Here is a 13,569-nt window from a genome sequence, read left to right on the forward strand (position 1 = left end):
CACCTCTTGAACTCACTCGTTCCATGAAGTCAGTCGTCCTGTCCTGAGCAATCTGCGACAATCCGCGCCTGCCATTTGAAATAAAGACTTTGCGCACCCGATGACCGACGAATCGCCCTCTATCGACCAACTCCTGAAAAACCTCGACCAAGCGATGATAGGCGACCGCCATCGTCTGCGCCGTCAGTTGCATGAGCTGCGCAAAAAGCCGGATGAGGCGAAGCTTGCACAGTGGGTGACACGGGTTCAGGCGTCATGCGCGCAAGTGACCGCGCGACGTGAGAGCGTGCCGTCGATTCGTTACGACGATAATTTGCCGATCGCCGCCAAGCGTGAGGAAATCAAAGAGGCGTTGCTCAAGCATCAGGTGCTGATCATCGCGGGCGAGACCGGCTCGGGCAAAACCACCCAGTTACCGAAAATCTGCCTGGAAATCGGACGCGGACAGCATGGCCTGATCGGTCATACCCAGCCTCGTCGGATTGCCGCACGCAGCGTGGCCAGCCGGGTTGCTGACGAACTGGCCACTCCGTTGGGCGCGCTGGTCGGTTATCAGGTGCGCTTTGAAGACCAGAGCGACAGCAACACCCTCATCAAGCTGATGACCGACGGTATCCTGTTGGCGGAAACCCAGCACGACCGCTTCCTTGAGCGCTATGACACGATCATCGTCGACGAGGCGCACGAACGCAGCCTGAACATCGACTTTCTGCTTGGCTACCTGAAAACGCTGTTGCCGCGTCGTCCAGACCTGAAAGTCATCATCACGTCGGCCACCATCGACCTGCAGCGCTTTTCCGAGCACTTCAACGATGCGCCCGTCATCGAGGTTTCGGGCCGCACGTTCCCGGTGGACACCTGGTACCGCCCGCTGACCAGCGAGCAGGATGAGGAGGGCAACAGCGTCGAGGACGACCTGACCGTTGACCAGGCGATTCTGGCGACGCTGGACGAGTTGGCGGCGTTCGAGCGCAGCGAGCGCAAGAGCCCTGGCGACGTGCTGGTGTTTCTGCCCGGCGAGCGCGAGATTCGTGACGCTGCGGAAGTCCTGCGCAAGGCGCAGCTCAAGCACACCGAAATTCTGCCGCTGTACGCGCGCCTTTCGCCTGCCGAACAGCAGCGCATCTTTCAGTCGCACCCTGGCCGGCGAGTGGTGCTGGCGACCAACGTGGCCGAAACGTCGCTGACCGTGCCAGGCATTCGTTATGTGATCGATACCGGTACAGCGCGCATCAGTCGTTACAGCTATCGCGCCAAGGTCCAGCGTCTGCCCATCGAAGCCGTTTCCCAGGCCAGCGCCAACCAGCGTAAAGGTCGCTGCGGCCGTGTCGAGCCGGGCCTGTGTGTTCGTCTGTACAGCGAAGAGGATTTCAACGGTCGGCCTGAATTCACCGATCCCGAAATCCTGCGCACCAACCTGGCCGCCGTGATCTTGCAGATGCTGCATCTGCGCCTGGGCGAGATTACCGATTTCCCGTTCATCGAGCCTCCGGATGGCAAGGCGATCAGTGACGGTTTCAACCTGTTGCAGGAGCTGTCGGCAGTCAATCGCGAAAATCAGCTGACGCCGCTGGGCCGCCAGTTGGCGCGCTTGCCGGTGGACCCGCGCATGGGGCGCATGTTGCTGGAAGCGGCCAAACAGGGCAGCCTGCAGGAAGTTCTGATTGTGGCCAGCGCCATGTCCGTACAGGACGTGCGCGAGCGTCCGCCAGAGCGCCAACAGGCCGCCGATCAGGCGCATGCACAGTGGAAGGACGCGGATTCGGACTTTGCCGGTCTGGTCAATCTGTGGCGGGGTTTCGAAGAGCAGCGTCAGGCATTGACCGCGAGCCCGTTGCGCAATTGGTGTCGACGCAACTTTCTGAATTACCTGCGTTTGCGTGAATGGCGCGACTCTCATCGACAACTGAGCCTGATCTGTCGCGACCTGCAACTCACCGTCAACAAAGAGCCGGCCGATTATCCTAAATTCCACAAGGCGATCCTGTCGGGCCTGTTGAGCCAGATCGGCCAGAAGGCTGACGAAGGCGATTACCTTGGCGCGCGCCAGCGGCGCTTCTGGATTCACCCGTCCTCCGGGCTGGGCAAGAAGCGTCCACAATGGTTGATGACCGCCGAACTGGTTGAAACCACCAAGCTTTACGCGCGGATGGTGGCCAAGATCGATTCCGACTGGATCGAACCATTGGCCGGGCACCTGATCAAGAAAAACCATTTCGAGCCGCACTGGGAGAAGAAGCGCGGCCAGGTCGTGGCATTCGAGCAGATCACGCTGTTCGGCCTGATCGTGGTCGGTCGTCGACCGGTGCATTACGGTCCGATCGATCCGGCGGTTTCGCGCGAACTGTTCATCCGCGAAGGCCTGGTGCGCGGCGAGATTCTTTCGCGTGCCAAATGCCTGAGCGCCAATACGCGTCTGCTGGAACAACTCGACGAGCTGGAAGCCAAGGCGCGCCGGCGCGACATTCTGGCCGACGAGGACACGCTGTACAGTTTTTACGAAGCGCGAATCCCGGCGGAGATTCACCAGACCGCAACCTTCGACAGCTGGTACAAGACTGAAAGCCAGAAAAACCCGCAGCTGTTGATCATGCGCGAAGAGGACGTGCTGGCGCGTGAAGCCAGCGAAGTAACGGCCGCGTATTACCCGGACACCTTGCGCCTGGGCGATCTGAGCCTATCGTTGACCTATCATTTCGAGCCCAACCACCCACGCGATGGTGTCACCTTGCGGGTGCCAGCGCCTTTGCTGCTGTCGTTGCCCGCTGAGCGCCTGGAGTGGCTGGTGCCGGGTTTGATCGAGAGCAAATGCATTGCGCTGGTTCGCAACTTGCCCAAGGCAGTGCGCAAGAACTTCGTGCCGGTGCCGGACTTCATCAAGGCTGCATTGCAGCGCATCACATTTGGCGAGGGCTCGTTACCCTTGGCGCTCGGGCGCGAACTGCTGCGCATGACCGGCGCGCGGGTGAGCGACGAAGCCTGGGCGGAAGCCGCTCAGCAGCTTGAAAGCCACTTGAAGATGAACCTCGAAATTGTCGACGGCAGCGGCAAGTTCCTCGGCGAAGGGCGTGACCTGGCTGAGTTGACGGCTCGTTTTGCCGAAGCCAGCCAGGCCGCACTGGCCGTGCCGCAAACCGCCAAAAGCCAGCAGCCGGTAGAGGCCAAGGTATTTGCCCCCGTGGCGCAAAAGACTCAGCAGAACATTGCCGGGCTGTCGATGACGGTCTATCCGGCGCTGGTCGAAGAGGGCGGTGCGGTCAAGGAAGGCCGCTTCTCGACGCAGGCCGAGGCCGAGTATCAGCATCGCCGCGCCTTGCAGCGCTTGCTGTTGCAGCAATTGGCCGAGCCAGCGAAGTTCCTGCGCAGCAAACTGCCAGGGCAGACCGAGTTGGCCTTGCTGTATCGCGAGCTGGGTCGAGTTGATGCGTTGATCGAAGACATTCTGTTGGCCAGTCTGGACAGTTGTGTGCTGGAAGGCGAAGACCAATTGCCGCGTGATGGTGCCGGTCTGTTGTCACTGGCCGAACGCAAGCGTGCCGAATGGACCGAGCATGCCGAGCGTCTGGCCAGACTGACCCTGGACATCCTCAAGCTGTGGCACGGCTTGCAGAAGCGTTTCAAAGGCAAGATCGATCTGGCTCAGGCCGTGGCGCTCAACGATATCAAGTCGCAGCTTGGCAAGCTGGTGTATCCGGGGTTTGTGCGTGAAACACCGGCGCTGTGGCTCAAGGAGCTGCCGCGCTATCTCAAGGCCATCGAGATGCGCCTGGAAAAACTGCCGGGTCAGGTCCAGAAGGATCGGGTCTGGAGTATCGAGCTGGCTGGCCTGTGGGCGCAGTATCAGGCGCGAGCCGACAAACACACCCAGGAAGGCAAGCGCGACCCTGAACTGGCGGTCTACCGATGGTGGATGGAGGAGTACCGCGTATCGCTCTTCGCCCAGCAGTTGGGGACGAAGATGCCGGTATCGGACAAGCGGTTGGGCAAACAGTGGAGTGCAGTGGACGCCTGATGCGGCGTCCCTGTCGTGCACCGAGCGCTCTGGATAGTGCGCCCCGGAGCGTTTGGGGTGCAGCCACCCAATGGCTTGGCCCGTTTTAATGGGCCAATAGCCGCAAAACCCGGCGATATGTCACACTTCGCGCCTGTCATCAGCATGTCGCAGAACAGTGCATTGCCCTTGCGGGCCGCTTTTTACATATGCATTGGTACGTTGGTCCCAGTTTCTTCTGGTTCACCACGTACCGTGCCTGGGCAGGTCATGACCTGCAACGTTCAATAAGAGAGGAACGACCGTGCACAATGTCGTCATCAGCGGCACAGGCCTGTACACACCGGCCAACAGCATCTCCAACGAAGAGCTGGTGCAGTCTTTCAATGCCTACGTCACACAGTTCAACCACGATAATGCCTCGGCCATCGAACGTGGCGAGGTAGAAGCACTCAACGAGTCCAGCGCTGCGTTCATTGAAAAGGCTTCGGGCATCAAAAGCCGCTTCGTCATGGACAAGGAAGGTATCCTTGACCCGCAGCGCATGAAACCGAACCTGCCCGAGCGCGGCAACGATCAATGGTCGATCCTCTGCGAGATGGGCGTTGCCGCGGCTGAGCAAGCGCTACAGCGCGCCGGCAAGACCGCTGCCGACATTGATGGTGTGATTGTCGCCTGCTCCAACCTGCAACGTGCGTACCCAGCAATCTCCATCGAGATTCAGGAAGCGTTGGGCATTGCAGGCTATGGCTTTGACATGAACGTGGCCTGTTCATCGGCTACTTTCGGCATTCAGGCTGCCTGCAACAGCGTAAAGCTGGGCCAGGCCCGCGCCCTGCTGGTCATCAGCCCGGAAATCTGCACGGCTCATTTGAATTTCCGTGACCGTGACAGCCATTTCATCTTCGGTGACGGCGCGACCGCTGTCGTCGTGGAACGCGCAGATCTCGCTACATCGCCTTACCAGTTCGACATCGTCAGCACCCGTCTGCTGACCAGGTTTTCGAACAACATCCGCAACAACTTCGGGTTCCTCAACCGCACCTCCAACGAAGGCGAAGGCGCGCCGGACAAGCTGTTCGTGCAGGAAGGCCGCAAAGTGTTTCGCGAGGTCTGCCCGATGGTGGCCGAACTGGTGGGCGCGCACCTGGAAGAGAACGGTTTGAACGTCAGCGATGTTCGACGCTTCTGGCTGCATCAGGCCAACTTGAGCATGAATCACCTGATCGTCAAGAAACTGCTGGGCCGTGACGCCACGGTTGAAGAAGCACCGGTGATTCTCGACACCTACGCCAACACCAGTTCGGCAGGCTCGGTAATTGCGTTCCACACCTATCAGGACGACCTGCCCAAGGGCGCGCTGGGTGTATTGAGTTCGTTCGGTGCCGGTTATTCGATTGGCAGCGTTATCCTGCGCAAGCGTTGATTCCTGACCGGCAGGGGCATATCAGCGCGCGCTGAGTGCCCCTTGTCGTATAGGGTCACTCTCCTTTTTGCCTGGCGTACCTGGCCTTGCAGCAGACTGTGGCGCAAGGTCATCAATCGTTCTGCAGTCAACGGGCATGAGGCGCAAGCGCTTGAGGCAGAGCGGTCGAGGCTGCAATGCCGTGGACATTGCGCGTCAATGATGGATACTCGGCGCAATGTTTACTCACCGGGGAATCCACATGCCCGTTCACATCGTCGACAGCCTCAGTCACGTTGCTCCTGCCCAATGGGACGCTCTGGTGCCGGGATCGCAGCCGTTTTTGCGTCACGCGTTCCTGAGCTCGCTGGAAGACAGCGGCAGCCTCGGACCGCGCTCCGGATGGCGTGCCGAGCATGTGCTGCACTACGAAAACGAGCAATTGGTGGCGGCGTTGCCTGCCTATCGGAAATGGCACTCCTACGGTGAATATGTGTTTGACCATGCGTGGGCCGACGCCTGTCGCCGCGCCGGGATCGCCTATTACCCCAAATTGCTCGTAGCGGTGCCGTTCAGCCCTGTAGGCGGTTCGCGCATCCTCTGCGCGACGCCTGCGGGCGGCATGGAGTTGTTGAGCGAACTGCCTGCTTATCTGCAGAGTGAAGGGCTGTCGAGCGCTCATGTCAACTTCACCGACCCTGCTGCCGACGCGCTGCTTGAAGGTCAACCAGGCTGGTTGCAGCGCATCGGCTGTCAGTTTCACTGGCACAACCGAGGCTACCGTGACTTCCAGGATTTCCTCGACGCGCTGAGCTCGCGCAAGCGCAAACAGATGCGTAAGGAGCGTGAGCAGGTGGCGGGTCAGGGCATCGGTTTCGAGTGGCTGGAAGGCTCGCAAATGACCGAAATCCTGTGGGATTTCGTCTACGCCTGTTATTCCAATACCTACGAAGTGCGTGGTCAGGCGCCTTACCTCACGCGTGAGTTTTTCAGCCTCTTGGCTGAACGCATGCCTGAATCCATCCGCGTGGTGATTGCATTGCAAGGGTCGCGTCCGGTCGCCATGGCGTTCAGCCTGATCGGAGATGACAGTTTTTATGGTCGCTACTGGGGTTGTCTGGCCGAGTTCGACCGTCTGCACTTCGAAACCTGTTTCTATCAAGGCATGGACTACGCTATTGCGCAGGGTTTCCAGCGCTTCGATGCGGGTGCTCAGGGTGAGCACAAACTGATTCGGGGTTTCGAGCCTCACATCACCCGCTCCTGGCACTACCTGATGCATCCTGGCCTGAAGGACGCCGTGAGCGAATTTCTAGAGCAGGAGCGCGTTGGGGTGCTGGCCTACGCCGAAGATGCTAAAACCGCTTTGCCTTACCGGCAGGTGTGACGGGCCTGATCATCGCGCCGATCGTTCCTGTTCTGACGAAGCAAGTTCATCGCGACTTCCCTGGGGTTGGCACTCGAGCGACGGGCTTTGCCCACTTTGGCCCCATCAAAGTGGTCGCCTACGGGCGAAAAGGTGACCTGAGCCGAGCGCACAGGCCACCGAATCCTCGGTCCAAAACGCCCGAAAGCTGTCTGAGTGGGCGCACAGTTCACAACCTGCAAGACCAAAACGCTCGCGAACACGTCAACCTCTTATGATCAACGATCAATCCACACCCACAAATCCGCCAGTCTGATGCTGCCACAAGCGTGCATACAGACCACCATGCGCCAGCAGTTCAGCATGGGTGCCGGTCTCGGCGATCTGACCTTTTTCCAGCACGACCAGCCGGTCCATACGCGCAATGGTCGAAAGACGGTGAGCGATGGCGATAACCGTCTTGCCTTGCATCAGCGTTTCCAGGCTTTCCTGAATCGCCGCTTCAACCTCAGAGTCCAGCGCTGAAGTGGCTTCGTCCATGATCAGGATCGGTGCGTCCTTGAGCAGCACGCGGGTGATCGCGATGCGCTGGCGTTGACCGCCGGACAGCTTTACGCCGCGCTCGCCGACATGGGCATCGAAGCCGGTGCGGCCTTCAGCGTCCGACAGCAGCGGAATGAACTCGTCCGCACGCGCCTTGCGCGTGGCCTCCCAAAGTTGTTCGTCAGTAGCGCCGGGGTTGCCATACAGCAGGTTGTCGCGAATCGAACGGTGCAGCAGCGAGGTGTCCTGGGTGATCATGCCGATCTGCGCCCGCAGGCTTTCCTGCGTCACCTGCGACACGTCCTGCTCATCGATCATGATTCGGCCGCCCTGCACGTCGTACATGCGCAACAGCAGGTTGACCAGTGTCGATTTGCCCGCGCCGGACGGACCGATCAGACCAATCTTCTCGCCGGGTTTGATGTCCAGGTTGAGGTTGTGAATGATGCCGTTGCCATTGCCGTAATGAAAATCGACGCCGTCGAACTTCACACCGCCCTTGTCTATCTTCAGGGCGACCGCGTCGGGTTGGTCGTTGACCGTGACTGGCTGCGAAATGCTTTGCAAGCCGTCCTGCACAGTGCCGATGTTTTCGAAGATGCCGTTGACCACCCACATGATCCAGCCGGACATGTTGACGATGCGGATCACCAGACCGGTCGCCAGCGCGATGGCGCCCACCGAGATCAGCGACTCGGTCCACAGCCACAGGGCGAGGCCTGTCGTGGTGACGATCAACACCCCGTTCATGGAGGTGATCACCGTGTCCATCGAGGTCACGACCCGGCCAGCCAGCTGGGTTTTCTCGGTGTGATCACGCATGGCTTCGCGGGCGTACTGTTGTTCAAAGTTGGTGTGCGCGAACAGCTTGAGCGTGGTGATGTTGGTGTAACCATCCACAATCCGGCCCATGAGTTTCGAGCGGGCGTCGGACGAATTGACCGAGCGCTCCTTGACCCGCGGCACGAAGTACATCAAGGAGAAAATGTAGGCCAAGATCCAACTGCCCAGCGGGATCATCAACCGCCAGTCGGCCTCGGCAAACAGCACCATGGCGCTGATGGCGTAGATCAGCACATGCCACAACGCGTCTACCGACTGAACGGCAGAATCACGCAGCGAGTTGCCAGTCTGCATGATGCGCTGCGCAATGCGGCCAGCGAAGTCGTTCTGGAAAAAGTTGATGCTCTGCTTGAGCACGTAGCTGTGATTTTGCCAGCGGATCAGGTTGGTCATGCCGGGGCTGATGGTCTGATGCACCAGCAGGTCGTGCAGGCCTACGAAGATCGGGCGCAGCAGCAGGGCCACCACCACCATCCAGGTCAGTTCGCCGGCATGCACGCTGAAAAAGTCTTTGGCAGGTGTGGTTTGTGCCAAATCGATAATGCGGCTCAGGTAACTGAACAGCGCTACTTCGATAAGTGCGGCGATCAGTCCCACGACCAGTAGCGCCAGGAAAGTTGGCCAGACCTGACGCAGATAGTAGAGGTAGAACGCTAGGACGGTACTGGGCGGGGCAGCGGTAGGAGCGTCTTTGAAGATGTCGATCAGCTTTTCAAAACGACGATAAAGCATTGGCTATCAGACCCACACCAGGTGGGCTCTCCCTCGATAAGTTGTGGCGCTCCCGTGCTGACCGCATGAAGCTCAAGGGCTCCATGCGGTACAGATTGCCTGTCAGTCGACGCGCTTGGCGGATTTGATCAGGATCGGGTCGGTTGGCACGTTCTGCATGCCTTTCTGATTGCCGGTCTGCACGTTGACGATCCGGTCGACCACGTCCATGCCTTTGACGACCTTGCCGAACACCGCGTAACCGTAGTCACGAGTGCCGTTGTCGAGCATGGCGTTGTCGTTGGTGTTGATGAAGAACTGGCTGGTGGCCGAATTGACATCCGAGGTCCGCGCCATGGCGATGGTGCCGCGCACGTTATGAAGGCCGTTCTGGGCTTCGTTCTTGATCGGGTCTTTGGTCGGCTTCTGTACCATCTGCGCGGTAAACCCACCGCCCTGGACCATGAAGCCCGGGATCACGCGGTGAAAGATGGTGTTTGTGTAGAAGCCGCTGTCGACGTAGCCCAGAAAGTTCTGGGTGCTGATCGGCGCCTTGGCGTCCGCGAGCTCGATTTCAATCTCGCCGAAACTGGTGTTGAGCACCACGTGAGTGGCCTTGTCTGGAGCCGCCATCAGGTTGGCTGCGAACAGCACGGAGCAGGCGGCGAGAGCAATTTTTTTCAACATGGGACAACAGACTCCTTGTGGTGGTATCGACTGTGGCTGGCAAGGTAACCACGTTTGAGTTTTTTTGCCCAGCGGGATCGGCTGTGTGAGAACGGTCTGCGCGGACTTTTCAGACCCCGACGTCTGCCATGAATTCCAGCAGCGTGGCGTTGAATCGATCTGGCTGGTCCAGCGGGGTAGCGTGTCTGGAGTTCTCGATCACCACCAGTCGACCCTTGGCAATCTGCCTGACGTAGGCCTGCTTGAGTGAAACCGGGGTGTAATCATGGTCTGCGGCGATGATCAAGGTCGGGCAACTGATTCGCCCCAGCCGATCCTCCACGCCCCAGCCCACAATGGCGTCGAAGCTGGCCAGATAGGCGCGCTTGTCGTTTCTGCCCCAGCGCTCGGCCATCTTGCGTCGCAGGTCAGCCTGCTCCGGTCTGGGAAACAGCAGCTTGCCCAATGCCTTGCCCAAGGTTTCCATGCTGACCAGCCGCGACAATGTCCATCGTCTGGCCCATTGCCAGACGTCGCCCGGGCTTCTGACTTTGACCTGTGGGGCGCTGTTGACGATGCACAGACTTTTGAGCAGGTTGGGCTGATCGACCGCCAGTTGAAAGCCGATCATGCCTCCCATCGAAAGCCCGACCACATGCACGGGGCCGAGGCGCAGGTGCTCGATCAGGGCCTCCACATCGGCGCTCATGCCTTTAATGCTGTAAGGCCTGGGCGGCTTGTCTGAACGGCCGTGGCCGCGCATGTCCATGGCGATGACGCGGTAGTGTCTGGCCAGCGCGGGGATTTGATATTCCCAGTCCTGACAGCTGGAACCCAGCCCGTGCAGCAGCAGGACCGGTTCGCCCTGACCATACTCTTCGTAGTGCAGTGAACAATCGTCATGCTCGAAGAACGCCATGTGCCTATTCCTTGTCAGGCTTGTTGAGGTGCTGCGAAGGCGGCCGTCAACGGTGCGGTGTCGAAGGTGCGGATCAGGTCGATCAGAATCTGCGTGGCCGGCCCCAGTGGCTTGTCCTTGCTGGAATAAAGATAAAACGATGGGTTGCGACTGCGTCCCTTGTCCAGGGGCAATATCTTGAGCACGCCTTCCTTGAGCTCACGTTCGATCATGTGCCGAGGCAGCCAGGCAAAGCCCAGCCCACTGCTGACAAAGGTCGCAGCGGTGCCGAGGCTACCGACGGTCCAGCGTTGTTCTGCGCCCAGCCAGCCCACATCACGCGGCTGTTGTCTGCCCGAATCACGGATCACCACCTGCAGTTGGCTTTCGAGGTCCTGAAAATTCAGCTCGCGGTTGGCCAGGTGCAGCGCATGTTCGGGGTGAGCGACGGCGATAAACTCGACAGCGCTCATTTCCGTGCCCAGATAGCCGGGGATGCTGAAACCGCTGATGGCCAGATCCGCCACGCCTTCGAGCAGAACCTCTTCAACGCCTGACAACACCTCTTCACGCAGCCGGACCCTGCAGCCACGGCTTTGCGGCATGAATGCCGTCAATGCGCGGACCAGTCTGGCTGAAGGATAAGCAGCGTCGATCACCAGACGCACCTCGGCTTCCCAGCCTTGCTCCATATGGTGCGCCAGGTCCTCCAGTTGGCTGGCCTGTTTGACCAGCTGCCGCGAGCGGCGCAGCAATACGCCGCCGGCCTCGGTCAGTACCGCCTTGCGTCCATCGATGCGCAACAGCGGCACACCAAGCTGGTCCTGCATGCGGGCAACGGTATAACTCACAGAGGACTGCGAGCGGTGAAGGGCCTCGGCGGCCTGGGCAAAGCCACCGTGATCGACAACGGCCTGTAACGTGCGCCATTGATCAAGGGTCACGCGGGGCGCTTTCATGCTGTAATTCCTCTTTTCTTTCCTGTCTGTTGTTCTACTCTGACAACCCCGTCCCGGAGACTGCCGAATGAACCGACTGTGTTGTGTGTTGCTGGCCCTGCTGCCCGTGACGGCCTTTGCCTACCCTATTGAAGTTGAAAAGCAGTATCAGGGTGTCAAGATCGACTACGTTACCCGTGATCTTTTCTACGACACGGGCGCCATCACGGTGAGCAATTTCGGCGATGTGGACGCCAGGTGCGCGGTGGTATTTGCCAACGGCCCCGAGGCGCCGCGGACCCGCAGGGTGCAGGTGGCTGCAGGTAAAAGCATGGACGTGTCTGCCAAATTCAATCGCAGCATCATCAAACTGCGCATCAAGCTCAGTTGCGAACCTGCGTGACGCTTTTGGCGAGCGTCAGCGCTCGTCTCATGCACCACCTGAGGGTAGAGCGCCAAGCAATATAAGACAATTTATTAGATGGTTCGAAGCAGGTTTTTGCGCTTTTTCATCGATAAGGTCACGTTTAACCTCGGTTCCATTGATCCAGTTCCTTCACTCAATGGAGAACCAGCATGTCCCGTGTTCTGATTATCGAGAGCAGCGCCCGTCAGACGGATTCGGTTTCACGTCAGTTGACCCGACAGTTCATCAGCCAGTGGAGAGCAGCGAACCCGGGCGACGAGATCACCGTACGGGACTTGGCGAAGAACCCTGTGCCGCATCTGGACGACACGTTGCTGGGTGGCTGGATGAAACCTGCTGAACAACGCTCGGAAGGGGAGCAAACAGCCCTTGAACGATCCAATCTGCTGACCGACGAACTGACCGCTGCGGACGTACTGGTATTGGCTGCACCGATGTATAACTTTGCTATTCCCAGCACGTTGAAGGCCTGGTTCGACCATGTGCTGCGGGCCGGCGTGACGTTCAAATACACCGAGACGGGTCCTCAAGGTCTGCTGACCGGTAAGCGTGCCTTCGTGCTTACTGCACGTGGAGGCATCTATACCGGTAGCAGCCTTGATCACCAGGAACCCTACGTACGTCAGGTACTGGGTTTTATTGGCATCCATGACGTCAACTTCATCCACGCCGAAGGCCTTAACATGGGCGGCGACTTCGTGGAGAAGGGCCTGAATCAGGCCCTAGCCAGGTTGGCTCAGTTGGCTTGACGATTCATCCGGATGCCTTGTCGGAGGTGGCGATCAGTAATGGATCAACTGCCGCCGCCTGCACCACCGCCGCCGCTGCCAGCACCTCCTGCGCCACCACCGCCAGCCCCGCTACCTGCACCGCCGCCAGTGCCGCCACCGGCACTGCCTGCGCCGCCGTCAGCTCCACCGCCTGAACCACTGCCATTCGCGCCGCCCGCGCCGCTGGCGCCACCTGGGCCTGCACTGCCTGCGCCGGTTGCGTTGTCCGTCGCGCTACCGTTGGTACCCGTGCCAGTGCCCATGCCTGACCCGTTAGGTCGGTCGCTGTTGGTAGTACCGCCCGTGTTGGTGCTCGGGTTAGTCGAGTGAGCGCCATGATTCTGGGTGTTGCCCGGTGGCACTGAGGTGCCGCTGCCCTGGGTTCCAGGCGGCAGCGAGGAAGCGCTGTCAGTGGCGCTTGCTGCAAAGCTGAGTGGAGTGACGATACCGAGGCACAGCGTAAGTGCCAGTTGATGAGGTCGAATCAATTTCATGATGTAACTCCTTTGTGATTACTTATCGTTGGTCCCTCTCGTTAAAGCACAGTGCCCTTGAAGCGACGAAAGGTTATGAGCCTGATTTGATGTAAGAGAGGCGCTCTGCGTGATACGGCGGGCGCTATGAATTATTGATATGAACGGTATATACGGGGCTTTTCCGGGCATTGCAGGCCCACTGTAAGTAGTTTTTTCCAGCGTTTTGTCCATCTGGACTTCCATGGTCATATTCTGAATCAATATCTTTTTTAAATATGAGGTTGCGAGAGTAGGCGTCTCCATCTTTTTGGTATGGATTTCGGTGCGTTTAACAAAAAATCTATTGGAAACATAAAGTTATAAGCTGAATTTAACGTTAGTCGATTCAATGCCTGGTGCATTGGTTTTTTGTTTGGTTTCGTTATTTTGTAACCGCTCTCTCAGGAGCCCATCGATCATGATGCGACCCGACGCCAAAGTCGAAAAAGTGTACCTCTACCCCAAACCTGTGGACTTTCGAAAATCCATCGACGGA

At 59.0% G+C, this 13,569-nt stretch carries 10 protein-coding genes; 5 read left to right on the plus strand and 5 right to left on the minus strand.

Annotation, left to right across the window (positions count from 1 at the left end; genetic code table 11):
• The first annotated feature begins 100 nt into the window (after window positions 1-100).
• From hrpA to KDX37_RS20035, 3 genes are all read left to right on the plus strand, one after another.
• The gene (hrpA, locus tag KDX37_RS20025) at window positions 101-4,012 is read left to right on the plus strand and encodes an ATP-dependent RNA helicase HrpA (RefSeq protein WP_231654442.1); all 3,912 of its coding nucleotides are present in this window, start codon (window positions 101-103) and stop codon (window positions 4,010-4,012) included.
• A gap of 283 nt (window positions 4,013-4,295) precedes the next feature.
• Entirely contained in the window at window positions 4,296-5,417 is a 1,122-nt protein-coding gene (locus KDX37_RS20030; protein ID WP_231654443.1) for a beta-ketoacyl-ACP synthase III, read from the plus strand.
• Window positions 5,418-5,658: 241 nt separating this feature from the next.
• Window positions 5,659-6,783, plus strand: coding sequence for a GNAT family N-acetyltransferase (locus KDX37_RS20035; protein WP_231654444.1), 1,125 nt, complete (start codon window positions 5,659-5,661; stop codon window positions 6,781-6,783).
• Window positions 6,784-7,047: 264 nt separating this feature from the next.
• Here the strand turns inward: KDX37_RS20035 and KDX37_RS20040 are convergent, their stop codons facing one another.
• From KDX37_RS20040 to KDX37_RS20055, 4 genes are all read right to left on the minus strand, one after another.
• On the minus strand, window positions 7,048-8,880 hold the full coding sequence (locus tag KDX37_RS20040) for an ABC transporter ATP-binding protein (protein WP_231654445.1): 1,833 nt from the start codon (window positions 8,878-8,880) through the stop codon (window positions 7,048-7,050).
• Window positions 8,881-8,982: 102 nt separating this feature from the next.
• A complete protein-coding gene (locus KDX37_RS20045; protein WP_231654446.1) occupies window positions 8,983-9,546 on the minus strand; it encodes a peptidylprolyl isomerase in 564 nt (187 codons plus the stop codon).
• A gap of 109 nt (window positions 9,547-9,655) precedes the next feature.
• Window positions 9,656-10,444, minus strand: a complete 789-nt coding sequence (locus KDX37_RS20050) for an alpha/beta fold hydrolase (RefSeq protein ID WP_231654447.1) — start codon at window positions 10,442-10,444, stop codon at window positions 9,656-9,658.
• A 14-nt stretch (window positions 10,445-10,458) separates the two neighbouring features.
• A complete protein-coding gene (locus KDX37_RS20055; protein WP_231654448.1) occupies window positions 10,459-11,382 on the minus strand; it encodes a LysR family transcriptional regulator in 924 nt (307 codons plus the stop codon).
• Between the two features lie 67 nt (window positions 11,383-11,449).
• Here KDX37_RS20055 and KDX37_RS20060 point away from each other — a divergent pair, with 67 nt between their 5' ends.
• A complete protein-coding gene (locus KDX37_RS20060) occupies window positions 11,450-11,764 on the plus strand; it encodes a 3-phosphoglycerate kinase (protein ID WP_231654449.1) in 315 nt (104 codons plus the stop codon).
• Window positions 11,765-11,937: 173 nt separating this feature from the next.
• Complete coding sequence (locus KDX37_RS20065; protein WP_231654450.1) at window positions 11,938-12,537, plus strand: FMN-dependent NADH-azoreductase; 600 nt, start codon at window positions 11,938-11,940, stop codon at window positions 12,535-12,537.
• Window positions 12,538-12,581: 44 nt separating this feature from the next.
• Here KDX37_RS20065 and KDX37_RS20070 read toward each other — a convergent pair whose 3' ends face one another.
• Entirely contained in the window at window positions 12,582-13,052 is a 471-nt protein-coding gene (locus KDX37_RS20070; RefSeq protein WP_231654451.1) for a hypothetical protein, read from the minus strand.
• Window positions 13,053-13,569: the final 517 nt, after the last annotated feature.

This window comes from Pseudomonas californiensis (assembly GCF_021147775.1).
GTDB lineage: Bacteria > Pseudomonadota > Gammaproteobacteria > Pseudomonadales > Pseudomonadaceae > Aquipseudomonas > Aquipseudomonas californiensis.

Excerpts from the sequence above, each read along its gene's own strand:
- KDX37_RS20040 (WP_231654445.1), bottom strand. The coding sequence starts at position 8,880 with ATGCTTTATCGTCGTTTTGAAAAGCTGATCGACATCTTCAAAGACGCT.
- KDX37_RS20060 (WP_231654449.1), top strand. The coding sequence starts at position 11,450 with ATGAACCGACTGTGTTGTGTGTTGCTGGCCCTGCTGCCCGTGACGGCC.
- KDX37_RS20065 (WP_231654450.1), top strand. The coding sequence starts at position 11,938 with ATGTCCCGTGTTCTGATTATCGAGAGCAGCGCCCGTCAGACGGATTCG.
- KDX37_RS20055 (WP_231654448.1), bottom strand. The coding sequence starts at position 11,382 with ATGAAAGCGCCCCGCGTGACCCTTGATCAATGGCGCACGTTACAGGCC.
- KDX37_RS20050 (WP_231654447.1), bottom strand. The coding sequence starts at position 10,444 with ATGGCGTTCTTCGAGCATGACGATTGTTCACTGCACTACGAAGAGTAT.
- hrpA (WP_231654442.1), top strand. The coding sequence starts at position 101 with ATGACCGACGAATCGCCCTCTATCGACCAACTCCTGAAAAACCTCGAC.
- KDX37_RS20045 (WP_231654446.1), bottom strand. The coding sequence starts at position 9,546 with ATGTTGAAAAAAATTGCTCTCGCCGCCTGCTCCGTGCTGTTCGCAGCC.
- KDX37_RS20035 (WP_231654444.1), top strand. The coding sequence starts at position 5,659 with ATGCCCGTTCACATCGTCGACAGCCTCAGTCACGTTGCTCCTGCCCAA.
- KDX37_RS20070 (WP_231654451.1), bottom strand. The coding sequence starts at position 13,052 with ATGAAATTGATTCGACCTCATCAACTGGCACTTACGCTGTGCCTCGGT.